Source organism: Micromonospora purpureochromogenes (genome assembly GCF_900091515.1).
GTDB lineage: Bacteria > Actinomycetota > Actinomycetes > Mycobacteriales > Micromonosporaceae > Micromonospora > Micromonospora purpureochromogenes.
Genome location: NZ_LT607410.1, coordinates 4,321,817 through 4,344,235, shown reverse-complemented (window position 1 = coordinate 4,344,235; position 22,419 = coordinate 4,321,817). Strand labels below are relative to the sequence as shown.

Genomic DNA, 22,419 nt, shown 5'->3' with positions numbered 1-22,419 from the left:
TCCCCGCGACCGGCGCGCGGACACCAGACAGAGCCGTCGCAGAAGGGAGTGGACGCAGACGCACGCCCTCTCGTTTCTGGTCTCAGGGGTACGGAAGGGCACTCGCTCGGTGGGGATCGGCGCCGGCCGTGGTGGAGCGGTTGTCGCCGTGGTCGCCGTGCCAGTCGAGGACGAGCATGCAGGCGTCGTCTGGCAGGGTGGGCCCGGCGACGTCGAGGATGGCGTCGCCGAGTACACGGACGACCTCCCTGGGGTGCAGGTCGGTGAGGCCCGGCAGCCGTGCGGGCAGGTCAAGGCCGGCCGCGCCGCGTTCCAGCATGCCGTCGGTGAGCAGAATGAGCCGGTCGTCGGGGCGCAGCGGGACGTCGGTTGTGCGGTAGGTCCCGTGGCGCAGTACGCCGAACGGCGGATCGACCGGTAGCGCGAGGGGCTGGACGGTTCCGTTGCGCACCAGCAGTGGGGAGGGGTGGCCGGCGTTGACCATGGCCAGGACGCCGGTGCGCAGATCGAGCCGGCCGAGAAGCCCGGTGGAGAAGGTGAACCCCCCGGGCGGGTTCTCGATCAGCGCCGAGTTCGCGGCCTGAGCCTGGTCGAGCAGCGTGTGACCCCGACGGCGGGTGTGGCGCAGGCTGCCGACGCAGAGCGTTGCGGTCAGGGCGCTGTGTACGCCGTGGCCCACGGCGTCGGTGATGCTCAGGTGCAGCAGGTTCCGGGCGAGGCTGTAGTCGAAGGTGTCTCCGCCGATGCTGGCCGCCGGCTCCAGCCACGCCGAGAGGGTGAACGAGCCGGCCTCGCAGGTGAATGAGGAGGGCAGGAGCCGGCGCTGGATCTCCGCCGCGAGGGTGAACGGAGTGGTCCGCTGGCCCCATTCGAAGAGGTCGGTGTGCCGCCGGGCGGCGATCACCACGAACGCCAGCGCGTGCGCGGCCCGGGAGATCTCGGCCAGGGCCGCGTCGTCCGGCTCGACCGGCAGGGAGATCTCCAACAGTCCGATCGCCTCGCCCCGTTGCGTGACGGGCGCCATCACGACGTGATGATCTCCGCTCGGACGGACCTGCACGCGTTGGGAGCGCAGCGCCTGTTCCTGTGGCCCGCCGTCGAAAGGCAGCACGGTGGCGACGTCCTCGTCCTGCTGGCGTCTGCCGGGCCGGTCTCGGAAGGGAGCGTCGTGGGCCAGCCGAACGAGAGCCCGGCCGCTCATGTCCGCGACGAGGAACGACACCCACAGCGCCCCGAGGTCGACGCCGATGCCTCGGGTCACCGCCTCCACCGCGTCGACCGGGGCGGCGTCCTCGACAGCGTGCAGCACGTTGCCGAGGTCCACGCCGCTCCACCGATTCTTGTTCACGCGCCAGAGCATAGGCCGAGAGAGCCGACAACCCGTCCAGCACCGGTGCCGGTCGGCCCGGGCCGGCGCCCCGGGCTCAGCCGAGCGCTGCCGCGGCGACCGGGTGGTGCGGACGGACACCCGCCCGCCGTGGGTGGGCCTTCGACTGCCGCGCGGATTCCACCGGGTTGCAACGCCAGATACCTGGGACCGCCAGGGGACTCCTGTTCGGGTTCTCCCTCGCGACGGCGGGGTGGTCAAGGGCCGTCAGGAGTGGGAGGGCGAGGGCGCCGGCGAGGACTTCAGATGCATGATTCGATCGTCCAGCGCGTTCCGCATCGACGGGTCATGTTCGGAGAAGGCGGCAGCTTGTAAGGGTTTCGGGAAGATCCGCCGGATGCTGTCCGGGTATACCCCCTCTCCGCTTTCCGGCGTCTGATAAGTGACAGGCGGCCCCAGCCGCACGGCCATCGGCATCGACACGCCGGGGAGCGCGGTGAGGTCGGAGTCAGGTCCCTTCGCGAGATCTGCCGCGCTCAGCCACTGGCAGTCCAGCTGCGTGTAGATCGTGCGGACCTCGTCGACGGTGTCAGCCGAGTCCGGCGCCACCCCGAACACCGAGGCGACGCAGACCGGCCATAGATCTGGGTGGCCGGGTTCCGCGCGAAAGGTCGGGTCGCGCTCGAGTGCGTCCACCACCCGCGCTGCGAGCTGCTCCCGGAACGGCTCGGGCAGCTTCCGCGGGTCGGGCACCGACAGCCACCGCAGCACGAAGGCGCCGGACGCCGCCAGGAGCAGCGGTACGAGCACCAGCGCCCACCGGCGGGCAAGTTTCCCATTCACGGGCGGCACGCTAACCGACTGTTGGGGGTTCGGGAGCCCCGCTCGGCCGGCTGCCGGCTGCCCGGCTGCTCTTGATGGGCGATCCATCGGCTCCACTTGAAGCGTGACGGGTCGGAAGGCTTGGCTCGCGCATTAGCCTGTCGACGTGGACGCGACTGACGCTGCCGAGGCCGCGACTCCAGCGGAAGAGTTTCCTCTAGTTCCTGGTGTAGGCGTCGGTTTCGTGCTCGGGCTGTTCGGCTATCTCGTTGCGGTCGTCGCCTTCGGATACGTGGGGATCTTCACGGGCGGAGCCGACGCGGGAGACCAACTCGCGTCCGGACTCGCGGCGGCATACGTCGTGGCCCTGTTCGCATCAGCGGCTGTGCTGGTAGCGGCCCGTCGTGCGCGTCGGCAGCAGCGCCCAAAGATGGCCACGGGTCTGCTCAGCGGGATGGTCGTAGGCATCCTGCTGCTGGTCCTGCTGAGCGCTCGGATCTTCGGGCTCATGAACGAGGTTGCCGCGACATGTCCCTGCGAGCCGATCATCGACCAGGTGCGCTTCGCACGGGACTGAACATCACCAGGCCACCCTGTCGGCCATCAAGTGAAGCCGCCGTGTCCGGCATCAACCGGAGTCGGACAGCCGGCTGCCGTTGTCGGTCTCAGGACGTCCCTGACAGACCAGTTTCGGGACGTGGGTGACACGTCCGGCTAGACGATCATCAATTGAGGCAATGGACAAGGGTTTGCCGTAACGGCCGTCGTTCTCAGGCTTCGCCTCGTGCGGGCATCAGCAGGTCGATCCGGTCGTGGCGGCGGTAGTACTCGATGCTGGGGCGAGTGCCATCTCGCTCACCCGAGCGCCGCAACTGTTGGAACGTCGGGGTGAGCAGGGCGTAGGCCGCGGGTTGCGGACCACGCACGGTTGCGCACAGGTACTGGCCTCCTGGAACGACGCCTGATTCCAGGCCGAGTTGGTCAGCGTCGTCACCGGCTCGGACCTGCACACAGCAGCGGTAGATGCCGGAGTCGTTGAACACGCCGAGGAATTTGCGCCCGCGCAGCGACCCGAGCACCGTCTCCAGGTGGTCCCAGGCTGACCCGATCTCGTCGGACCCGTCTTTGGCGGCCACGAACATGACCGGCGTCTCGATGCGCTCGACCCGCCTGACCGGTAGTTGCATTTCGGCCTTCCTTCGACGTGTGGTCCGTGTTGCATAGAAGCTACTCAAGTCCTCTGGCAGTGAGGATGTTGAGCGGGTCACCCGGCCGGTCTGGCTGACCTTGGGTGTCTTCTAGGGGATTCGTCGGCTTGTCCGGGTGACCCGCTGCTGCGCTCACCGACCGGCCTCCTCGAAGATCCGATCCGTGGCGGCGGCCCGGCTAGGCGTACCGGCTGGAGTTGGTGCAGGTGACGCTCTCGCTCGGTTGCCTGACCGGGACGTCTAGCGAGCAGGCGCCGCGTTGCCGCCGCAGCGGGACAGCGGCTAACCAGTTCCGCCTCGATCTGTGATCGCGCAGGCCGGTAGGCGTCGCGCTTTTCACCAGCCGCCGCGTTCGGCGTCGGTCCGCGGGTCAGGAGGCGCCCAGGTGTGTCCCGCCCGCCCAGGGGTAGTCGCGCACATCGCCGGGCTGAGCGGGGGAGGACAGGTGGAGTCATATCCTGCGCTGGAGAACCATGGTCTGATCGGTGATCTCCAGACGGCGGCGCTGGTGACGAGGGACGGGACGATCGACTGGTTCTGCGCTCCGCGGTTCGATTCGCCGAGCGTGTTCGGCGGCCTGCTCGATCGCCACAAGGGCGGCTACTTCCAGATCTCGCCGGACGGTGTCGACTACGTGAGCAAGCAGCTCTACCTGCCCGGCACGCCGATCCTGATCACCCGCTTCCTCAGCGCGGACGGGGTGGGCGAGCTGATCGACTTCATGCCGGTCGCGGGTGATCGGGCGACCGACCGGCACCGTCTGGTCCGGATGCTGCGGGTGGTACGCGGCAGCATGCGGTTCCGCTTCGACTGCCGGCCCCGATTCAACTACGGCCGGGACCCGCACGAGCTGCAGGCGTACCCGGAGGGCGGCGTCTTCCACAGTCCGACGCTGTCGCTCACCGTGAATGTGGTCCGGTACGCCGAGCGCTTGACCGGGGAGCACGAACGGCGGCAAAGCACGGAGGGCATCTGTGTGCTGGCCACGCTGCGCGAGGGCGAGGCCGGCGGGGTGGTACTGGAGACCGGCTCGGCCGACCCGCCTCGCGCCTACGCCCCCGGCGAGGTCCGTGAGCTGCTGGAGGAGACCCGGGACTACTGGCGGCGTTGGCTCGACCGCTCCTGCTACACCGGGCGGTGGCGGGAGATGGTCGAACGATCCGCGATCACCCTGAAACTCATGACCTACGCGCCCACCGGGGCCCTGATCGCCGCCCCCACCGCCGGACTGCCGGAGCAGATCGGCGGGCAGCGCAACTGGGACTACCGCTACACCTGGATCCGCGACGCCTCGTTCTCGGTGCACGCTCTGCTCGGCCTCGGCTTCACCGAGGAAGCCACTGAGTACATGCGCTGGGTGAACGACCGGATCCAGGACGCCGAGGAAGGCGGCGTGCCACTGCAGATCATGTACCGGGTCGACGGATCACCCGATCTCACCGAGGAGACGCTTCACCATCTGGAGGGCTATCGCCGATCGGCACCCGTGCGGGTCGGCAACGATGCCGCCAACCAGCTGCAACTCGACATCTACGGCGAGGCGCTCAACGCCCTCCACCTCGGCGACAGTTACGGACTCCAGGCCTCCCACCAGGGGTGGCTGAACACGGTGCGGCTCATGGACTGGCTCTGCGACAACTGGGACCAGCCCGAAGACGGAATCTGGGAGACCCGCGGCGGCCGCCAGGACTTCACCTACGGCCGCCTGATGTCCTGGGTTGCCCTCGACCGGGCGGTCCGACTCGCGCACCGACACGGACGACCGGGCGACACGACCCGCTGGGTGAGTACGCGCAATCAGATCTACGACCAGATCATGAGCCGAGGTTTCCACCCCGGGCGCCGTGCCTTCGTGCAGCACTACGCGACCGATGTGCTGGACGCGGCACTGCTCGCGATGCCGTCCATCGGATTCGTGACCCCGACCGATCCGATGTGGCAGTCGACGTTGCGGGCCATGGACGACGAACTCGTCTCCGACAGCCTCGTCTACCGCTACGACCCGGCCGCCTCGCCCGACGGCCTGCCCGGCAACGAGAGCACCTTCACCATGTGCAGCTTCTGGTACGTCGAAGCACTCGCACAGTCCGGCCGGCTCGACGAGGCCCGGCTCACGTTCGAGAAGATGCTCACCTACAGCACCCACCTGGGCCTCTACTCGGAGGAGATCGCGCCGACCGGCGAGCAGACCGGCAACTTCCCGCAGGCGTTCAGCCACCTCTCACTGATCAGCACCGCCGTCAACCTCGACCGACTCCTCGACGCCCGCCCTAGCCCGCTGGGCGGCTGAACGCTCAGCGATCCTCGCGTCGCGGCATTCGGCGCCCGGGGCCGGCGCTGGTGATCAGGCGGATGCCTGGGTGGCCGCCGGTTCCATTCGCTCGACCCACTGCGCCCGCCAGGCCGGCGGCTCCCAAGGCCCCCCGAAGTAGATCCGCTCGCGGGCCACCTTGCCGTCGCGGAACTCCATGATCCCGACGGCCATCATCGGCCGGTCGTCGTACCGGATGGTGTACTCGTTGACCCACAGGTCCCCGCAGCCGACGGTCCGGTGCAGCTCGAACTCCTGCCGGGCGGGGTAGCTGGACCTGACGGCGGTGATGTTGGCCTTGCCGCGAACGCGCTCGCCGCCCTGGGGCCACTCCAGCACCGCGTCGTCGGCGTAGATCTCCGAAGCGCGAGCGATGTCGTCGCCCGGCCCGCCGCCGGGTGCGCTGACGTTCGAGGCCTCGAAGTGAGCTTTGATCATCGCCCGCGCGACGGTCTCGTCCATGGCTCAACCTTCCGTCCGAACGGAGGTCTGCGTGTTGGCCTGCGCGTATGGACGCTACCACCGGCACCGAGTCGCCCGGTGCCGTACGTCGCGGATGCCCCTCCCGGCGGACCGCGCGCCGCCGGCGTACCGGCCGAGGGGCAGGGGCGTTCGTTGTCGAGGGCGGACGTACGGTCGGTGCGGCAGGCGGAGCAGAGGCAGGTGGAGCGGGAACTGGAGGCTGCCTTGGTCGTGCAGCACAGCAGTCATCGACGAGCAGCGGCTGCGGGTCGGGGGAGCAGGACCGTCGCCGCCGCCCCGGCGACCAGTCCGAGCGCCAGCGCCCCGATCAGCCGGGCCCCGGTGGTGTGCGGCAGGAACGCGCCCGGCAGGCGCGATGCGACCAGCGCCCCGGCGGCGGTGACCGACGCGGCGACGGTCCAGAACAGGCGCGGCCGCGCCGGAGCGCCGGGCGGCTCGCCGTGCCACTTCCGCAGCAGCCGACGGTGCCCGACGTGTACGGCGAGGGCGAGCGCCGCGAAGGCACCGAGCACGGTGGAGGCCCAGTCCCACGCCATTGTGTGCTCCGTGAGCCGGTCCCATGCCTGATGGGTCGCGGCCGCGAGTACCGCCGAGACGGCGCTGACCGCGATGCCGGGTCGAGCGACGCCGAGCACGCCGTAGTCGCGCAGGGCCAGCGCGGCCGGCCGGTGCGGCAGGTGCACGGCGACGGTCGGCGCGACCGCGCGCACGATGGCCGCGCACAGCAGCGTCACGGGCAGGCAGAACAGGATCAGCCCGGCTGGCTGGTGCGACAGCGGGAAGACGGGCAGTCCGGAACCGTCGAGCGCGTAGGCCAGGTCCGGTGCGGCCGAGCCGACGATCAGGGCCACGCCGTCGAACCAGCGGGGGCGCCAGAGCTTCAGCGGCAGCGGCAGCGCGGCGTGTGAGGGGAAGGTCAGCGGCACCGCCGTACGCTACCGACGCGCGGCCCCACCCGGCTGCCCCGCACGGCACCGGGTCAAACCGTGGCTGTCAGGGCCAGGTTCGGGCCTGGGCGTCGAAGACCTCGGGCGGGCTCTCCACCGGCAGGACGCAGACCAGGTGCCCGCCCGGCACCCGCAGGATGCGACAGTCCAGCCACCGGGCCACCTCGGTGGCGCCGAGAGCGACCAGCCGTGCCGTCTCGGCCTCGACGTCGTCCGTCTCGAAGTCGAGGTGGAAGCGGGGCTCGTCGTCGACGGCCTGCACGGCGGTGACCAGCCCGGGCAGGGCGCCGTGCAGACCGACGAACTGCGGGTGCTCCGGGTCCGCCTCGGCGGGGACGCCGAGGGCGGCCGACCAGAAGGCCGCCGCCCGGGCGGCCTGCGCGTGCGGGGCGTCGATCAGAAGAGCGTAGACGCGGCTGCGATGCATGCCGCGCAGGGTAGTGCCTGCCGCGGGTTCGCGCGTCCCGAGCGGAGCCGGCGCGATGGGGGAGTGGCCCGGTGCGTGGACCACTCCCGTGGCGGCCTCGCCTAGGCCGCGGCGGCGGCCGGGACCCAGAGTTCGTCGACGGCGCGCTCGGCCGCCGCGAGGCTCTCCTGGGCCAGCGGGACCAGGCCGGCCATGGCCGGGTTAACGCCGGCGAGGGTCAGCTCCACCGTGATGAAGCGCGGCTGGAGGCCGGTCATCGCCAGGCCGTGCGGCAGCCACGGCTCGGCGTGGTCCCAGCCCTCGCGGGGCGTGCCGGGGGCGTACCCACCGCCGCGCGTGGCCAGCACGATCAACTCGCGGTCGTTCAGGAGGCCGGCCTGGGTCTCCGGGTCGTAGGCCAGGCCGGGCGCGATCAGGTGGTCGACCCACGCCTTGACGCTGCTGGGCGCGGCGAAGTTGTACAGCGGCAGCCCCAGCAGGACCGTGTCGGCCCGCCTCACCTCCTCGACCAGCTGCTCGGTCAGCGCCCAGGACTCCCGCTGGGCGGGGGTGTGCTGCTCCGGCGGTGTCATTCGCGCCAGGCCGCCGGCCTGGTCCAGATGCGGGAGGGGATCGATGCCCAGGTCCCGGTAGTGGACCGTGCCGTCGGGGTGCGCGGCGCGCCAGGCCCTGGCCGCACGGTCGGTGAGCCGGCGGCTCACCGACCGGTCCCCCTGGATGCTGGAGTCGATGTGCAACAGGTGTGCCATTGGTTTACCCTTCACGATTCATTGATGTTGCGCAAACCATTTGTAGCACGTGGGTCGTGGGCGGCGACGGTAGGCTTGGTCACATGCCCGCCGTACCGGTCGACCAGCCCGAGCACCGCTCGGCGCCCCTGCTCGACCACCTCGCGCGGCGGATGCGGCTGCGCGCCGAGACGGTGCTGGCGCCGCTGGGGCTGCGGCCCCGGCACCTGGTCGCGCTCACGGTGCTGCGGGCGCAGGGCGGCAGCAGCCAGCAGGCCCTCGCCGGCACCCTGGAGATGGACGGCACCAACATCGTCGGGCTGCTCAACGAGTTGGAGGCGGAGCGGCTGATCGAACGGCGCCGTTCTCCCGAGGACCGCCGTCGGCACGTCGTCGAGCTCACCCCCGCCGGAGAGAAGCGCCTCGGGGAGGCCGAGTGCGCTCTCGCGGCGGTGGAGGACGAGGTGCTCGGCGCGCTGGACGCGCGGCAGCGCGAGACGCTCTACGAGCTGCTGGAGCGGGCGGTCGGTGGCGGTCCGGCGTCCTGCGCCGGGGCGGCGGAGGGTCCGTCGTGCTCGGCCGCGGGCGGGCCGGCCTGCTGACGGCACCCGCCTGCCGGCGGCCGCCCGGGCGGGGCCTGGTTCCTGGCTGATCTTCGGCCACGCTGAGGCCGTATCCGTCCTCGGCCGAGGGTGCCGGTCCGGCGGTGCGGGCCGCCCCACGAACGAGCGTCGCACCGGGACGAGGCTAACCCTCAGGAGATTGCCGTACCGATTGACTTTCGATAGGTTACAAGCGATAGTCGATGTATGTTCACTGAGCATCGAGCGGTGGCCCCGCTCAGAGTCTTCCTCGTGCTGCTGTTCGGGATCCTGGTCATGTTTCAGACCTTCTCCCTGCCCGGGCAGTTCGCGCACATGGCCCAGGAGTCCCCGGACCAGGCCTACCTCCGGTGGCCGATGACTGCCGTCTCGGTGTTCTGGCTGCTGTGTATCCAGGTGGTGATCGTGTCCACCTGGAAGTTGCTCACCCTGGTCAAGAACGACCGCATCTTCAGTGACGCCTCGCTGGCGTGGGTGGACGCGATCGTCTGGGCGATCGTCGCCGCCTGGGTGGTGCTGCTGGGCGTATTTCTCTATGTCGGCTTCAACGCGTCCGACCCCGGACTGCCGCTCCTGCTCTTCCTGATGTTGGTGGGCGTCGCCGTGCTGGGGCTGCTGATGGTGGTGATGCGGGCACTGCTGCGGCAGGCCACGACACTGCGCACCGACATGGAAGCGGTGATCTGATGCCCATCGTCGTCCGCATCGATGTCGAGCTGGCCAAACGCAAGATGAGCGTCGGTGAGTTCGCCGAACGCGTCGGGCTCACGCCGGCGAACGTGGCGGTGCTGAAGAACGGTCGTGCCAAAGCCGTCCGTTTCAGCACCCTGGAAGCCATGTGCCGGGTGCTCGACTGCCAGCCCGGTGACCTGCTCGAGTGGGTCGAGGACTGACTCGGCGCACCGCGCGCCAACCACTGCACACCTCAGCCACGTCGACCCGCTCACCGGCCGGATCCGGCCTCGGAAGGAAAACTTATGAAGTACGTCCTCGCCATCGTCGCCCTCCTCGCCGTCGCGATCGGCGTCGCCGGCATCGTGTACGGGGAGGCCGACGACTCGCCGGGCCTCCAGTTCCTGGGCGTCGTGCTCGTCCTCGGCGCCGTGGTGTTCGGCGTGCGGGCCGTCCGACGCGGCAGGTAGCAGTAAGCCGCGGTGGCTGCGTACCCGCCCGGTGGCGTCAGGTCCGGCGCTCGGCCCGGAGCCGGTCGGCCAGCTCACGGACCGCGGCGGCGAAGCGTTCGTCGGATTCGCACGGCCAGTGCCCCTTGACCGGGGGCGGGACGCTGTCGCTCGGGGGCGCCACCACGTCCTCGGGGTCCCGCAGCCGCCGGTCGACCCGGTCGCTCGGGCCGGCCCGGGTCGGTGGGTCACCGGGCCGGTGTGCGGCGAACACCCAGCCGCCGATGGGATCGGTCTCCCGCCACAGGTTCAACCAGCGCCAGCCGACCCGCTCGCCCACCTCGTGCAGCACGTCCCGGCCCAGGTACGCGGGGAAGAGTCGGGCGTACAGGCGGTCGAGCGGGGACCCGTGGGTCAGCAGCGCGACCCGCCGGCGTACCTGCGGCGGCAGTTGCAGCACCGTGGCCGCCAGCAGCACCGACCCGTGGCTGTGGCCGCTGAGCAGCACGCCGGTGTGCCGCTCCGCCAGGTAGCAGATCCGCTTCGCCAGCTCGGGTACGGCCCGTTCGGCGTAGCACGGCGGCGCGAAGGGGTGGGCCGCCCGGGGCCAGAACGTGCCCAGGTCCCACACCACGCCGACGTACCGGCGGAACTCCGCCGTCCGGTAGGCGAACAGTCCGCCCATCACCAGGGCGAGCACGAGCCCGGCGATGAGATAGCTGCCCACGGTCAGCCCGAAGTTCACGAACCCGGACGGCACCCCGAGCAGCCGTTCCGCCAGCGGGCTCGGCTGCAGCCCGAACAGTGCGAGCAAGCTCGTGGCCAGGCCGACCGTGGCGAGGCAGGCGCACGCGACGGCCAGCGGGCCGAGCCACTCGGTGAACCGCGCCCGCGCGATCGTCTTCTCCACCCGTCGCATCCGGTCGGCGGCCTCGGGTGGGGCTGCCGGGAAGTCCCTGGCGACGATGGCGGCCGCCGCCCGTCGGCGACTCCGGCGGGAGAGCAGGGTCAGCCCGGCGGCGACCAGCACCGCCACGATCATGCTCAGGAAGAAGGTGAACAACGCCCACTTGTAGGCCAGTGGCGGGGCCGCCAGATCCTCCGGGCGTCCGGTGATCGCCCGGCGGTTGAGGAAGTACGCCGTCCGGTAGACCAGCTCGGCGGAGAACGCGCTCGACAGGCCGACCGCGAAGGCCGCGATCACCGGCGCGCCCAGGCCGTGCAGCAGCGCCGGGCCGCCGTCCCGGCGGCTGCGCCACGGGGCCAGCACGGCGAGGGCCGCCAGCAGTGCCATCTGCGCGAGGAAGGCCCAACCGACGATCAGGCCGTACCCGGGCAGCGCGCCCGAGACCGGCCACGGGGTCTGGTCCAGTGCGACCACCCCGAGGGTCGCCACGGTCAGGCCGCAGGCCACCGTGCGCAGCGCCACGGTCAGCCGGTCGGTGGTGCGCGCCGTGCCCGGCCGTTCCAGCAGCTCGGGCGTGCAGAGCAGCGCCGCGCCGGCCGCCAGCACCAGCACGGCCAGGACGGCCAGGCCGACCGTCGCGACCGAGGGGTGGCCGGCACCGCGCGCGGTGAGCAGGGTCAGGTCGAGCACCGCGAGCGCGACGGCGATGTGGATCGCCCGCAGCCGACCCACCATCGGCATGGCGTCCCACTGGCCGACGGCGCTGAGCCGGTCGCCCTCCGGGTCGCCGGTCGGCACCCGGAAGCCCTCGTAGGAGCGGCCGGGGCGGGCGCCCAGCAGCCAGACCAGCCCGACCGCGCCGATCGGCACCGCGGCCAGCACCGCCAGCCGCAGGCCGACCGGGTGCCCGCCGAGCCAGGACAGCCAGGTGCGGCCCATCAGGCATCGGGACGAGCCCATGCACTTCCAGGCGATCAGGTCCAGGGCGACGCCGGCGGCGGACAGGGCGTACAGCACGGTGAGGCTGAGCGCGAGGAGCCGGCACAGCACCTTGACGCCCGTGCCGGGCCCCCGCCGGGCCGGGCGCATCCAGATCACCACGTTGCTCAGCATGAACGGGAGCAGGAAGACCAGGGACAGCGTCCGGGCGGCGGTGCCGGAGGGCAGGTCGCTCCACCGGTACACCTCCAGCACCACGCCTCCCGGTCCGGTGCTGTCCGGGTAGCCCGGCCTCGGTCGGAAGAAGCCGCCGCTGCGGTCGCCGGCGACCTGGTGGGTGTGCGGCCGGTCGAGCACCTGGTCGGCGCGGGCGCCCGAGACCCCGTGTACCCGCAGTTCGACGACGTCGTCCGGCGCGTGCTGCTCTCCGGACGGCGGTGCGGTGTCCGTCATCGGCCTGCGACCCCCGGCGGCGCGGCCAGCAGTTCGGGACGGCTGCCGAGGGACGAGCCACCCGGCAGCCGGCTGGCGGGGGTGACTACCCGCGCAGGCGGGCGCCAACCGGGAAGGTCACGCGGAGGGATGGACATCCCGGCCGGGCATCGACCGGCGCCGCTCACCTCCCGCGTCCCGTCGCCCGCCGGGACACCCGATCGGCAGCTGGTAATGTCGGCGGCGAGTGATCGGGACAGGGAGACCAGACATGGCGGGTGACGACGACATCTCCGGGTGAGACCGGACATGGTCGGCCACCGGCAGGCGCGTGGGAAGCGCCCCGCCGCCGGTGGGCCGTGCCGTCGTCGACCAATCCCTGTTGCCCGCCGGGCTGCTGTGGCACGCCCGCATCACACCCGAGGTCCTTCGCATGTCCGATGCGTACGTCATCTGCTCCAACCTCTCCTTCTCCTGGCCCGACGACACTCCCGTCTTCGAGGACCTGTCGTTCACCGTCGGCGGTGGTCGCACGGGTCTGGTCGCCCCCAACGGCGCCGGCAAGAGCACCCTGCTCAAGCTGATCGCCGGGGAGTGCCGGCCCACCGGCGGATCGGTGACCGTCGAGGGGGTGCTCGGCTACCTCCCGCAGAGCCTGCCCCTGGCCGGCGACCTGACCGTCTCCGAGGTGCTGGGGGTCGCCCCCGTCCTCCGGGCGCTGCACGCCATCGAGGCCGGCGACGCGAGCGAGGAGCACTTCACCACGATCGGCAACGACTGGGACGTCGAGGAGCGCAGCCAGGCCCAGCTGGACCGGCTGGGCCTCGCCGGGGTCGCGCTGACCCGTCGCCTGGACACCCTCAGCGGCGGTCAGGTCGTCTCGCTCGGCCTCGCCGCGCAGCTGCTGAAGCGGCCCGACGTCCTGCTGCTCGACGAACCCACCAACAACCTCGACCTCGACGCGCGGCGCACGCTCTACCACCTGCTCGACGACTGGCCCGGCTGCCTGCTGCTGGTCAGCCACGACCGGGCGCTGCTCGACCGGATGGACCGCATCCTCGAACTCGACCGGGGCGAGGTCCGCTCCTACGGCGGCAACTTCACCGCGTACCAGGAGGCCGTGCGGGCCGAGCAGGAGGTCGCCGAGCGCAACGTCCGCAACGCCGAGCAGGAGGTCAAGCGGGAGAAGCGGGAGATGCAGCAGGCCCGCGAGCGGGCCGAGCGGCGGGCCAGCAACGCCAGCCGCAACCTCAAGAGCGCCGGTCTGCCGAAGATCTTCGCCGGGACGATGAAGCGCGGCGCCCAGGAGTCGGCCGGCCGGGCCGGCGAGACCCACGCGGCCCGGGTCAGCCAGGCGCGGGCCCGGCTCGACGAGGCCGGTCGCGCCCTGCGCGACGAGCAGCGGATCGTGCTGGACCTGCCCGGCACCAACGTTCCCGCCGGGCGCACCGTCTTCCTCGGCGAGCGGATGCAGGTCCGCTACGGCGACCGGGCGCTCTTCGCCGCCGACGGTGTCGACCTGGCGATCCGGGGGCCCGAACGGATCGCGTTGACCGGGCCCAACGGCGCCGGCAAGTCCACCCTGCTCCGCCTGGTCCACGGTGACCTGGCCGCCGACGGCGGCCAGGTGCGGCGGGCCGACGGGCGGATCGCGTACCTGTCGCAGCGGCTGGACCTGCTGGACCTCGATCGCACGGTGGCGGAGAACCTGGCCGCGTTCGCGCCCGGGACGCCGGAGGCGGAGCGGATGAACCTGCTCGCCCGCTTCCTGTTCCGGGGCTCCCGCAGCCACCTGCCGGTCGGGGTGCTCTCCGGCGGGGAGCGGCTGCGCGCCACCCTGGTCTGCGTGCTCTGCGCCGAGCCGGCACCTCAGCTGCTGCTGCTGGACGAGCCGACCAACAACCTCGACCTGGTCAGCGTCGCCCAGTTGGAGAGCGCGCTCGGCGCGTACCAGGGCGCGTTCGTGGTGGTCAGCCACGACCAGCGGTTCCTCACCGAGATCGGGGTGAACCGCTGGCTGCGGCTCGCCGGGGGCGAGCTGCGGGAGACCGGCGCGCCCGAGCTCGACTGACGCCCCGGGATCACCAGGGGACGGGCTGGCCGTCGCGGAAGGTGCGGTCGTCGGTCACACCGGCAGTTTCCGCCGCTGCACCGCCGTACGCACTGCCCGCCGGTGGAACCGGGACGCGCGTACGGCGGCGGCGGGGTCAGCCGGTGCCCTGCCGGTGCACCCGCCCCTCGTGCGCGACCTTGGACCGGCCGTGGTCGCGCTCACTGCCCGAGGGGCCGGTCGCGGTCCGCTCGTGCCGGCGCTTGGGCGAGCGTTCGACCTCGGAGCCCTGCCGCCCCGGCGCGCCGCTGCCCGGGTGCCGGTGGGCCCGAGCCGATTGGCCACCGCTGTCGTGTTTGTTGTGCTTCTGGCTACCCATGGGCAGCGCGTACCCGCCGAGCGGGCGGCTAGTCGCCCCTCCCGTCGGGGCCGCCCGCTCGGGCCCGGTGGCCCTTGCGGCGCCGCCACCGGGAGGCCAATCCGGTGATGGCGGCCCTGGGCCGGCGGGCGGTCGAGGCGCTGCCGGCCGACCTGGCGTGACGGGACCCGCGCGCCAGTGCGCCGCCCCACCATTGGCCGGCACCCGGAAAAGTGGTTGAAACGCGCCCACCCGGCCGGCCTACCCTCGGCGGCGTGACCACCCGACCCGGGCGCGAGCCCGTCGACTCCTACCTGGTCTGCGCCACGCCCCGCACCGGTAGTTCGCTGCTGCTCGGGCTGCTCGCCTCCACCGGGGTCGCCGGCCGCCCGCAGGCGTACTTCCGGGTGCCGGACGAGCCGCTGTGGGCCGAGCGCTGGGGGATCGCCCGGCATCCCGACGGGAACGTCGACTACCGGGAGTACCTGGCGGCGGCGCTGGCGACCGGGCGTACCGACAACGGCGTCTTCGGCGCGAAGCTGATGTGGGGGACGCTGGACGAGCTGGTCGACCGGCTGGCCACGGTGTACCCGGACCTCGCCGGCGGGGACCTGTCGCTGCTGGAACGCGCCTTCGGGCGTACCCGATTCGTGTACCTGCGGCGCGACGACGTCGTCGCGCAGGCGGTGTCCTGGCTGCGGGCCGAACAGACCGGCGCCTGGTACCTGGGTGGCGACGGTGAGATCAGCGGCGGCGACGGCGGCGGGGGCGCGCCGGCCTTCGACGCGGACGCCATCGGCCGGCTGGTCGAGGTGATCGGCCGGCACGACGCGGCGTGGCGGGCGTGGTTCGCCGCGTCCGGCGTCCGGCCGTACGTGGTGTCCTACGAGGACCTCGACGCGGACCTGGTCGGCGTCACCCACGCCGTCCTCGACTTCCTCGGGCTCACGCTGCCCGCCGGGGCCGCCGTCGTACCCCGGCACCGGCGGCAGGCCGACCAGCTCAACCGGGAGTGGGTCCGCCGCTACCGGGCGGTCTCGACGGGTGCCGGCACCCGCGTGGTCCGGCCGAGGTAGGTGACCGGACCGGGGTCGGGCACCGGGATCTCGTGGAAGCCCAGCCAGTCGTAGAAGCCGCGGGCCCGCACGTTGGCGGTGACCATGCCGACGTGCAGCCCGGGCGCTCCGGCGCGGGCGGCGGCGCGCAGGAACGTCTCGACGAGCCGGCGGCCGTGACCCCGGCCCTGGTGTTCGGGCAGCAGGTCGATGTGCAGGTGGGCGGGGTAGCCGGCGAGTTCCGGCAGCAGCATCCGCTCCGGCCGGTGGTGCAGCGCGATCATCTCGTCGTCCGGGGTGGCCGGCGGCCGGGTCGGCACCGGGTACCTGTCGGCCAGCCGGGGTACCCACACCCGCCGGTAGGCCCGCACGAACGCGGGCGTGTCCGCCGTGCCGATCACGTAGCCGACGACGACGTCCCGGTGCGTGAGCACGAACGCCAGCTCCGGCTCCAGGTGCAGGTACGGCCCGGCGAAGAGATCGGGCATCAGGTCGTCGCTGGCGTACCGGCCGCGGGCGTCGCCGCCGGCGTCGGCCGTGCGGACGCAGATGTCGTAGACCGCGTCGTGGTCGCGGTCCCGGTAGCGGCGGATGGCGGTGGCGCTGCTGTCCATGCCAGGACGGTACGGGGTGGAACCGCTTGCACCGCAAGCCGTTCAGGCGCTGCGCCCCCGGCCGACTGTGCGACGGTGTCGGGGCCGGCCCGCCGGGCGGCGGGCCGGCCGGGGGCGTCACCAGGCGTAGGTGACCGAGACGGTGGTGGCGGGGCAGTTGTTCGCCCAGCTGGTCAGGGTGCTCTTCTCGGCGCTGTCCACGGTGAGCCGCCAGCGGATCTTGGTGGCGACCCACTCCTTGACGTAGCGGCAGCGGGCCGAGGCGTACGGGGGCAGCCAGGTGGCCGGGTCCTGGTCGCCCTTGGCCTGGTTGACGTTGTCGGTGACGGCGGCCAGCGGGCGGCTGTCGCCCAGGTCGTTGGCGTACGCCTGACGGCGGCTGGTGGTCCAGCTGCGCGCCCCGGAGTCCCAGGCCTCGGCGAGCGGCACCATGTGGTCGATGTCGAGGTCGCCGGTCAGGGTCCAGTACGCGTTGTCGTAGTAGGAGTACCAGCGCCCGCCGGACAGCGTGCAGCTCCCGCCGACCGTCGGCGCGGAGACGGCCTCGGCGATCAGCACCTCGTTGCGGGTGTTGCAGCCGTCGCCGTCGGCGTCGACCCAGTGGGGGAATAGGTCGCGGCTGTAGCCGGTGCGGACCTCGGTGGCGACCGGAAGGCCGGCGACCGCGGTGGTCAGCGAGGCGGAGTAGCTGGCGGCCCAGGCGGGGTGGGCGAGGCCGAGGGTGGCGGCCAGGGCGGCGGCGAGGATGGTGGCCGTCGCGCGCAGGGTACGGGTCATGGTGCTCCGTCCGATGAGGATGGGCGGGATCGCCTGCGTACATATGGACAGAGAAGACGGCCAATATCCAGATCAACTTTGTGAACGATGGGCGACGCAGCGTCGCCGAACTGATGACAAGCTCGGTGTGTGTGCCGGCCCGCGCGTGACGGTGGTCTGACCGCGGCGTCGACGGGCCCGGCGGCGGGGCGGCGGAAGCCGGCGGGCTCCACTGAGGTGGGCCGGCCGAATCACCGACCCGGCCGGCTCACTCCGCCGGCAGGAAGGCCAGCGCCAGGGTCAGCTCCAGCACCGTCGCCGGGTCGTTGAGGCGCTCGCCGTACAGCTCGCGCAGCTGACCCATCCGGTAGCGCACGGTCTGCGGGTGGACGAAGAGGTCGCCGGCGACGTCGTCGCGCCGGCCCTGGTGCAGCAGCCAGGAGCGCAGCGTCTCGGCCAGCCGCCGGGCGGTCGCCGGGGGCAGCGCCGACAGCGGTTGCAGCACCTGCGCGCGCAGGTCCGCCAGGGCCTCCGGGTCGGTGCTGAGCACCAGCCGGGCCAGGTGCTGCTCGGTGTCCAGCGGCGCGCCGTCCGCCGGCCGGTCCAACCCGAGCGCCAGCGCCCGCAGCACCCGCTGGTACGACTCGGCGACCCGGGTCCACGGCCGTGCCGGCCCCACCACCGCCCGGTGCCCCTGCACCGCGCCGGTGAGCCGCCGCCGGCGCCCACCGTGCACGTCGGGGACGAGCAGCACGGCGGACTCCTCGGCCAGCTCCACCCCGGGCAGGTCCTCGCCGCTCTCCAGGGTGTGCGGGCTGAGCATCGCGAGCACCGCGCGCAGGTTGCTGCGGGGGAGCACCGCGACGGTGAGGGTCTGCGGGGGCGGCCACTCCGCCCGCTCGGCGCTGCGGCGCAGCACCTCCTCCAGCTCGCCGGCGAGCAGTTGCTGGACCAGCCGTTCCAGGTAGCGCCGGTGCACCCGGCCGGCGCTGGCCAGCTCGTCGGTGTGCCCGGCCACGCTGGCGGCGGAGAGCTCGTCGATGTAGGCGAACATCAGCTCGGCGAACTCGGCCACCCGCTCGGCGGAGAGCCCGTCGCGCACGGTGGTGGCGGAGACCTCCCGCCAGGCGACCCGGGCCCCCACCCGGTACGCGGCCAGCAGCGCGTCCATGCTCCGCCCCGACCGGGCCTCGCCGCTGCCGAGGGCGTACGCCGCCTCCAGCGCCCGGCTCAGCGGGGTGCTCGGGTCGGCGGCGTCGGCCCGCTCGATGAGCTGGAGGAACGTGCCCAGCGCGATGCGGACGGCGTTCTCGATCTTCTCGCGCATCTGCCCGGTGAGGGTGCCCGAGTAGTCGGGGACCTCGGCGGTGATCGCGGTGACCGTCCGCTCGGCCACCGCGGGGAGCTGGCCGCGCAGCCGGTCGGCCACCCGCCCGTCCAGCTCCAGGTGCGCCGCCCGGCGGCTGGTGGCCCCGGAAGGATCGGTCATGTTGTTCTCCCCGAACAAGAACCCGTGGTCAATTCACCTTTGCTGGCCAAGATGTTATCCGAACGGGCGACGATCCTGGACATATGACCACCACCGTCCCGCGTCCCCCGACGAGGCTCTCCGTCCGGGACCGGCTCCTCCGGCTCGCCGAGACGGTCACCACCCCGCTCCTCCCCGAGGACTATCTCGACCTGGTCGCGCCGCTGCGCGCCGGGGCCGCGCTGCGCGGTCGCGTGGTCGCCGTCGACGCCGAGACCCGCGACGCCGCCACGCTGACCATCCAGCCCGGTCGCGCCTGGCGCGGCCACACCGCCGGGCAGTACGTGCGCCTCGGCGTGGACGTCGACGGGGTCCGGCAGTGGCGGGCGTACTCGGTCACCTCGGCTCCCGGTCGTCCCGACGGCCGTATCTGCGTCACCGTGAAGGCGATCCCCGACGGGACGGTCAGCAACCACCTGGTCCGGCGCATCCGCCCGGGCGCCATCGTCCAGCTCGACCAGGCGCAGGGGGACTTCGTCCTGCCCGACCCCGCGCCGGCCCGGGTCCTGTTCCTCACCGCCGGCAGCGGCGTCACCCCGGTCATGGGGATGCTGCGCGCCGGCGCGCACACCCACTCGGACGTGGTGGTCGTGCACTCCGCACCCACCCCGGCCGACGTGGTCTTCGGCGCCGAGCTGCGGGCGCTCGCCGCGCAGGGCGCGATCCGGCTGGTCGAGCGGCACACCGACACCGACGGGCTGCTCGGCGTCGACGAACTGGCCGGGCTGGTCCCCGACCACCTGGAGCGCGAGACCTGGGCCTGCGGCCCGATCGGGATGCTCGACGCGGTGGAGGAGCACTGGCGGGCGGCCGGCGCGGCGCAGCGGCTGCACACCGAGCGGTTCCGGCCGACCGTGATCTCACCGGGGGAGGGCGGCACCGTCACCTTCACCAGGGCCGGTCTCAGCGTGCGGGCCGACGGCGCGACCCCCATCCTGGATGCCGGGGAGGCCGCCGGTGCGCTGATGCCGTCGGGCTGCCGGATGGGCATCTGCTACGGCTGCGTCCTCCCGCTGCGCCAGGGGGCGGTCCGCGACCTGCGTACCGGGGACCTCACCACGGCCGTCCCCGGTGACGGCGTACTCATCCAGACCTGCGTGTCGGCGGCGGCCGGTACCTGCGACATCGACCTGTAGACAGGAGGCCGGACGTGACCGCGATCCAGAAGAAGCCGGACAACCCGATCGCCCACCTCAGTGCGGAGGACATCGAGATCCTGGGCAAGGAGCTCGACGCCATCCGGGACCGGGTGATCGCCGAGCGCGGTGAGTCCGACGCCCGGTACATCCGCAAGGTCATCAAGACCCAGCGGACGCTGGAGATCAGCAGTCGCGCGGTGCTGCTCTTCTCGCTCTTCCCGCCGGCGTGGGTGGTCGGCACCGCCGGCCTGGCGGTGGCCAAGATCCTGGAGAACATGGAGATCGGCCACAACATCCTGCACGGCCAGTACGACTTCATGCGGGACCCGAAGATCCACTCCACCACCTGGGAGTGGGACCACGTCTCCCCGGCCGATCAGTGGAAGCACTCGCACAACCAGCTGCACCACACGTACACCAACGTGCTCGGCAAGGACAACGACCTCGGGTACGGCATCATGCGCGTCGACGAGGACCAGAAGTGGCACCCGATGCACCTCGGCCAGCCGCTGTGGAACTTCGTCAACGCCTGCTTCTTCGAGTACGGCATCGCCGCGTACGACCTGGAGCTCGGCCGCAACCTGCAGAAGGACCGGCGCAAGGCCCCGGAGTTCCGGGCCCGGGCCCGCGCCGTCGGCCGCAAGATCCGCCGCCAGGTGCTCAAGGACTACGTCGTGCACCCGCTGCTGTCCGGCCCGTCCTTCCTCAGCACCCTGGCCGCCACCTTCACCGCGAACCTGATCCGCAACGTGTGGAGCCACTCGGTGATCATGTGCGGGCACTTCCCGAACGGCGTGGAGACCTTCGAGAAGACCAGCATCGAGGGCGAGACGCGCGGCGAGTGGTACCTGCGGCAGATGCTCGGCTCGGCCAACATCAGCGGCAGCCGGCTGATGCACATCATGACCGGCAACCTGTCCTTCCAGATCGAGCACCACCTCTTCCCAGACCTGCCGAGCAAGCGCTACCAGGAGATCGCCCCGCAGGTCCGGGCGCTGTTCGACCGGTACGGGCTGAAGTACACCACCGGCCCGCTGCCCAGGCAGGTCGCCTCGGCCTGGTGGAAGGTCATCCGGCTGTCGCTGCCCAACCGGACCCCGGCCGCGCCGAAGCCCGCCGACGACCTGTCGACGCGTACCCTCGCTCCCTCGGGGGCCTGAGCACCCACGACGGCGCCGCCGACCCACCCGGAATGCGGTGGTCGGCGGCGCCGTCGTCGCGGTACGGTCGGGCCATGCAGATCAGGCGCACCACCGCCGCGGCCGCGCGAGCTTCCCGCTCGCCGGTTGCCGCCGCCTGATCACCTGACCCCACGCCGGCGACCGGAAACGGTCCGCCGGCGTTCGCGCGTCAGCACCCCCGCGTCCGCGCGGCGGGCCGTACCGGTCGCACCCTCACCGGAAGGCCCTACGCCATGACACCCGAGCAGATCGTCCGCACCTTCGTCGACCACTTCCACCGGCGGGGCCACCGGTCCGCGCCGGAGAGCCCGCTGATCCCACCGCCGGGCGATCCGGTCCTCTTCACCACCTCCGGGATGCACCCGCTGACGCCGTACCTCGCGGGCCGTCCCCATCCGTCCGGCCGGCGCCTGGTCAACGTGCAGCGCTGCCTGCGCACCACCGACCTGGACGAGGTCGGCGACCCGACCCACCTGACCGTCTTCGACATGCTCGGCACCTGGTCGCTCGGCGACTACGGCATCGGGCCGAGCCTGCGCTGGGGCTACGAGCTGCTCACCGACGGTTTCGGCGTCGACCCGGGCCGGCTGCACGCCACCGTCTTCGGCGGCGACGACCAGGTCGGCCCCGACGAGACCGCGCTGGCGACGTGGACCGAGCTCGGCGTGCCGGTGGAGCTGACCCGCGCGGAGAACTGGTGGTCCAACGGCCCCACCGGGCCGTGCGGGCCGGACTCGGAGATCTTCGTCTGGACCGGCGACGGGCCGCCGACCGGCACCCCGGGCGGCGACGACCGGTGGATGGAGGTCTGGAACCACGTGCGGATGCGGTACCACCGGCACGACGACGGCCGGCTGGAGCCGCTGCCGCAGCCCAACATCGACACCGGGATGGGCCTGGAGCGGCTGGAGATGGTGCTGCGCGGCGGCCGCTCGGTCTTCGAGTGCGCCGGCCTGACCCCCTGGGTCGAGGCGGTCCGCGACCGGTGGCCGCTGGACGAGACGGCGCACCGGATCGTCTGCGACCACCTGCGCTCGGCGGTCGTGGTGCTCGGCGACGGCGTCCGGCCCGCCAACACCGGCCGGGGCTACGTGCTGCGCCGGCTGGTCCGGCGGGCGCTGACCACGCTGTGGCGCGACGATGAGTCCCGGACCCTCGCCGAGCTGCCCGACCAGCCGTACGCGGACACGCTGCGCCGGTTCCGCCAGCGCGGCGACGTCGGGCCGCTGCGCCAGGTGCTGGTCGACGAGGAACGGCGGTTCCGGGCCCTGCTCCGCCGGGGGCGGCCGGTGGTCGAGCGGTGCCGGTCCCGGGGGCCGCTGACCGACACCGACTACGCGTGGCTGCACGACACCCACGGGCTGCCCCGCGAGCTGGTCGACGGGCCGCTCGGCGCGGCGGGCTGACCCGGGCGCGGGCCCGAGGGGGAGGATTGCGGACGCCACCACCTGGGTATCCGCTGTGGACCGCCGTCGGACGGCCGG

The 22,419-nt window shown here is 72.4% G+C and carries 23 protein-coding genes; 11 read left to right on the top strand and 12 right to left on the bottom strand.

What is annotated here, in order from left to right; genetic code table 11:
* Positions 1–82: 82 nt before the first annotated feature.
* Complete coding sequence (locus GA0074696_RS20135) at positions 83–1,348, bottom strand: PP2C family protein-serine/threonine phosphatase (RefSeq protein ID WP_231925091.1); 1,266 nt, start codon at positions 1,346–1,348, stop codon at positions 83–85.
* Positions 1,349–1,594: 246 nt separating this feature from the next.
* The gene (locus GA0074696_RS20130; RefSeq protein WP_172894354.1) at positions 1,595–2,170 is read right to left on the bottom strand and encodes a hypothetical protein; all 576 of its coding nucleotides are present in this window, start codon (positions 2,168–2,170) and stop codon (positions 1,595–1,597) included.
* A 145-nt stretch (positions 2,171–2,315) separates the two neighbouring features.
* Here GA0074696_RS20130 and GA0074696_RS20125 point away from each other — a divergent pair, with 145 nt between their 5' ends.
* Positions 2,316–2,726, top strand: coding sequence for a hypothetical protein (locus GA0074696_RS20125; RefSeq protein ID WP_157746037.1), 411 nt, complete (start codon positions 2,316–2,318; stop codon positions 2,724–2,726).
* Positions 2,727–2,919: 193 nt separating this feature from the next.
* Here GA0074696_RS20125 and GA0074696_RS20120 read toward each other — a convergent pair whose 3' ends face one another.
* A complete protein-coding gene (locus GA0074696_RS20120) occupies positions 2,920–3,336 on the bottom strand; it encodes an AraC family transcriptional regulator (RefSeq protein WP_088962535.1) in 417 nt (138 codons plus the stop codon).
* Between the two features lie 466 nt (positions 3,337–3,802).
* Here GA0074696_RS20120 and GA0074696_RS20115 point away from each other — a divergent pair, with 466 nt between their 5' ends.
* Positions 3,803–5,647, top strand: a complete 1,845-nt coding sequence (locus tag GA0074696_RS20115; RefSeq protein WP_088962534.1) for a glycoside hydrolase family 15 protein — start codon at positions 3,803–3,805, stop codon at positions 5,645–5,647.
* 54 nt (positions 5,648–5,701) lie between these two features.
* Here the strand turns inward: GA0074696_RS20115 and GA0074696_RS20110 are convergent, their stop codons facing one another.
* The 4 genes from GA0074696_RS20110 to GA0074696_RS20095 all read right to left on the bottom strand — a co-directional run bounded on the left by GA0074696_RS20110 (position 5,702) and on the right by GA0074696_RS20095 (position 8,274).
* Positions 5,702–6,130, bottom strand: a complete 429-nt coding sequence (locus tag GA0074696_RS20110; protein WP_088962533.1) for a nuclear transport factor 2 family protein — start codon at positions 6,128–6,130, stop codon at positions 5,702–5,704.
* 245 nt (positions 6,131–6,375) lie between these two features.
* Complete coding sequence (locus tag GA0074696_RS20105; protein WP_088962532.1) at positions 6,376–7,077, bottom strand: DUF4184 family protein; 702 nt, start codon at positions 7,075–7,077, stop codon at positions 6,376–6,378.
* Between the two features lie 67 nt (positions 7,078–7,144).
* Positions 7,145–7,525: a VOC family protein gene (locus GA0074696_RS20100; RefSeq protein WP_088962531.1), complete on the bottom strand. Its 381-nt coding sequence runs from the start codon at positions 7,523–7,525 to the stop codon at positions 7,145–7,147.
* Between the two features lie 101 nt (positions 7,526–7,626).
* Positions 7,627–8,274 carry an FMN-dependent NADH-azoreductase gene (locus tag GA0074696_RS20095; protein ID WP_088962530.1) on the bottom strand — a complete coding sequence of 216 codons (648 nt, stop codon included), beginning with the start codon at positions 8,272–8,274 and terminating at the stop codon, positions 7,627–7,629.
* A gap of 83 nt (positions 8,275–8,357) precedes the next feature.
* On the opposite strand from GA0074696_RS20095, the gene GA0074696_RS20090 reads away from it, so the two are divergent.
* The 4 genes from GA0074696_RS20090 to GA0074696_RS31210 all read left to right on the top strand — a co-directional run bounded on the left by GA0074696_RS20090 (position 8,358) and on the right by GA0074696_RS31210 (position 9,997).
* A complete protein-coding gene (locus GA0074696_RS20090) occupies positions 8,358–8,855 on the top strand; it encodes a MarR family winged helix-turn-helix transcriptional regulator (RefSeq protein ID WP_088962529.1) in 498 nt (165 codons plus the stop codon).
* A 228-nt stretch (positions 8,856–9,083) separates the two neighbouring features.
* Positions 9,084–9,542 carry a DUF2975 domain-containing protein gene (locus GA0074696_RS20085; RefSeq protein ID WP_231925090.1) on the top strand — a complete coding sequence of 153 codons (459 nt, stop codon included), beginning with the start codon at positions 9,084–9,086 and terminating at the stop codon, positions 9,540–9,542.
* Entirely contained in the window at positions 9,542–9,748 is a 207-nt protein-coding gene (locus GA0074696_RS20080) for a helix-turn-helix domain-containing protein (RefSeq protein ID WP_088962527.1), read from the top strand. Before GA0074696_RS20085 ends, GA0074696_RS20080 begins: the two co-directional genes overlap by 1 nt.
* 84 nt (positions 9,749–9,832) lie before the next feature.
* The gene (locus tag GA0074696_RS31210; protein ID WP_172894352.1) at positions 9,833–9,997 is read left to right on the top strand and encodes a hypothetical protein; all 165 of its coding nucleotides are present in this window, start codon (positions 9,833–9,835) and stop codon (positions 9,995–9,997) included.
* Positions 9,998–10,034: 37 nt separating this feature from the next.
* Here the strand turns inward: GA0074696_RS31210 and GA0074696_RS20075 are convergent, their stop codons facing one another.
* Entirely contained in the window at positions 10,035–12,275 is a 2,241-nt protein-coding gene (locus GA0074696_RS20075) for a hypothetical protein (RefSeq protein WP_088962526.1), read from the bottom strand.
* A gap of 412 nt (positions 12,276–12,687) precedes the next feature.
* Here GA0074696_RS20075 and abc-f point away from each other — a divergent pair, with 412 nt between their 5' ends.
* Positions 12,688–14,325: a ribosomal protection-like ABC-F family protein gene (abc-f, locus tag GA0074696_RS20070; protein WP_088962525.1), complete on the top strand. Its 1,638-nt coding sequence runs from the start codon at positions 12,688–12,690 to the stop codon at positions 14,323–14,325.
* Between the two features lie 136 nt (positions 14,326–14,461).
* Here abc-f and GA0074696_RS20065 read toward each other — a convergent pair whose 3' ends face one another.
* Positions 14,462–14,683, bottom strand: a complete 222-nt coding sequence (locus GA0074696_RS20065) for a hypothetical protein (RefSeq protein WP_088962524.1) — start codon at positions 14,681–14,683, stop codon at positions 14,462–14,464.
* A 254-nt stretch (positions 14,684–14,937) separates the two neighbouring features.
* Between GA0074696_RS20065 and GA0074696_RS20060 the strand changes: the two genes are divergently transcribed.
* The gene (locus tag GA0074696_RS20060; protein WP_157746035.1) at positions 14,938–15,738 is read left to right on the top strand and encodes a Stf0 family sulfotransferase; all 801 of its coding nucleotides are present in this window, start codon (positions 14,938–14,940) and stop codon (positions 15,736–15,738) included.
* On the opposite strand, the gene GA0074696_RS20055 is transcribed toward GA0074696_RS20060, so the two are convergent.
* The 3 genes from GA0074696_RS20055 to GA0074696_RS20045 all read right to left on the bottom strand — a co-directional run bounded on the left by GA0074696_RS20055 (position 15,687) and on the right by GA0074696_RS20045 (position 18,576).
* Positions 15,687–16,331 (bottom strand): GNAT family N-acetyltransferase, encoded by a 645-nt coding sequence (locus GA0074696_RS20055; protein WP_088962522.1) that lies wholly within the window; start codon positions 16,329–16,331, stop codon positions 15,687–15,689. The two genes, GA0074696_RS20060 and GA0074696_RS20055, sit on opposite strands and share 52 nt — an antisense overlap.
* A 117-nt stretch (positions 16,332–16,448) precedes the next feature.
* The gene (locus tag GA0074696_RS20050; RefSeq protein WP_088962521.1) at positions 16,449–17,108 is read right to left on the bottom strand and encodes an HNH endonuclease family protein; all 660 of its coding nucleotides are present in this window, start codon (positions 17,106–17,108) and stop codon (positions 16,449–16,451) included.
* A 247-nt stretch (positions 17,109–17,355) separates the two neighbouring features.
* Positions 17,356–18,576 (bottom strand): PucR family transcriptional regulator, encoded by a 1,221-nt coding sequence (locus GA0074696_RS20045; protein ID WP_088962520.1) that lies wholly within the window; start codon positions 18,574–18,576, stop codon positions 17,356–17,358.
* An 83-nt stretch (positions 18,577–18,659) separates the two neighbouring features.
* Here GA0074696_RS20045 and GA0074696_RS20040 point away from each other — a divergent pair, with 83 nt between their 5' ends.
* From GA0074696_RS20040 to GA0074696_RS20030, 3 genes are all read left to right on the top strand, one after another.
* Positions 18,660–19,751, top strand: coding sequence for a ferredoxin reductase (locus GA0074696_RS20040; RefSeq protein WP_088962519.1), 1,092 nt, complete (start codon positions 18,660–18,662; stop codon positions 19,749–19,751).
* A 14-nt stretch (positions 19,752–19,765) separates the two neighbouring features.
* Positions 19,766–20,914, top strand: a complete 1,149-nt coding sequence (locus tag GA0074696_RS20035; RefSeq protein WP_088962518.1) for a fatty acid desaturase family protein — start codon at positions 19,766–19,768, stop codon at positions 20,912–20,914.
* A gap of 254 nt (positions 20,915–21,168) precedes the next feature.
* On the top strand, positions 21,169–22,341 hold the full coding sequence (locus tag GA0074696_RS20030; RefSeq protein WP_088962517.1) for an alanine--tRNA ligase-related protein: 1,173 nt from the start codon (positions 21,169–21,171) through the stop codon (positions 22,339–22,341).
* The last annotated feature ends 78 nt before the right edge of the window (positions 22,342–22,419 follow it).

What these genes read in the sequence shown, in the direction of transcription:
- GA0074696_RS20120 (WP_088962535.1), bottom strand. Translation starts at nt 3,336, where the DNA reads ATGCAACTACCGGTCAGGCGGGTCGAGCGCATCGAGACGCCGGTCATG.
- GA0074696_RS20040 (WP_088962519.1), top strand. Translation starts at nt 18,660, where the DNA reads ATGACCACCACCGTCCCGCGTCCCCCGACGAGGCTCTCCGTCCGGGAC.
- GA0074696_RS20055 (WP_088962522.1), bottom strand. Translation starts at nt 16,331, where the DNA reads ATGGACAGCAGCGCCACCGCCATCCGCCGCTACCGGGACCGCGACCAC.
- GA0074696_RS20110 (WP_088962533.1), bottom strand. Translation starts at nt 6,130, where the DNA reads ATGGACGAGACCGTCGCGCGGGCGATGATCAAAGCTCACTTCGAGGCC.
- GA0074696_RS20075 (WP_088962526.1), bottom strand. Translation starts at nt 12,275, where the DNA reads ATGACGGACACCGCACCGCCGTCCGGAGAGCAGCACGCGCCGGACGAC.
- abc-f (WP_088962525.1), top strand. Translation starts at nt 12,688, where the DNA reads ATGTCCGATGCGTACGTCATCTGCTCCAACCTCTCCTTCTCCTGGCCC.
- GA0074696_RS20050 (WP_088962521.1), bottom strand. Translation starts at nt 17,108, where the DNA reads ATGACCCGTACCCTGCGCGCGACGGCCACCATCCTCGCCGCCGCCCTG.
- GA0074696_RS31210 (WP_172894352.1), top strand. Translation starts at nt 9,833, where the DNA reads ATGAAGTACGTCCTCGCCATCGTCGCCCTCCTCGCCGTCGCGATCGGC.
- GA0074696_RS20090 (WP_088962529.1), top strand. Translation starts at nt 8,358, where the DNA reads ATGCCCGCCGTACCGGTCGACCAGCCCGAGCACCGCTCGGCGCCCCTG.
- GA0074696_RS20095 (WP_088962530.1), bottom strand. Translation starts at nt 8,274, where the DNA reads ATGGCACACCTGTTGCACATCGACTCCAGCATCCAGGGGGACCGGTCG.
- GA0074696_RS20030 (WP_088962517.1), top strand. Translation starts at nt 21,169, where the DNA reads ATGACACCCGAGCAGATCGTCCGCACCTTCGTCGACCACTTCCACCGG.
- GA0074696_RS20065 (WP_088962524.1), bottom strand. Translation starts at nt 14,683, where the DNA reads ATGGGTAGCCAGAAGCACAACAAACACGACAGCGGTGGCCAATCGGCT.
- GA0074696_RS20080 (WP_088962527.1), top strand. Translation starts at nt 9,542, where the DNA reads ATGCCCATCGTCGTCCGCATCGATGTCGAGCTGGCCAAACGCAAGATG.
- GA0074696_RS20045 (WP_088962520.1), bottom strand. Translation starts at nt 18,576, where the DNA reads ATGACCGATCCTTCCGGGGCCACCAGCCGCCGGGCGGCGCACCTGGAG.
- GA0074696_RS20100 (WP_088962531.1), bottom strand. Translation starts at nt 7,525, where the DNA reads ATGCATCGCAGCCGCGTCTACGCTCTTCTGATCGACGCCCCGCACGCG.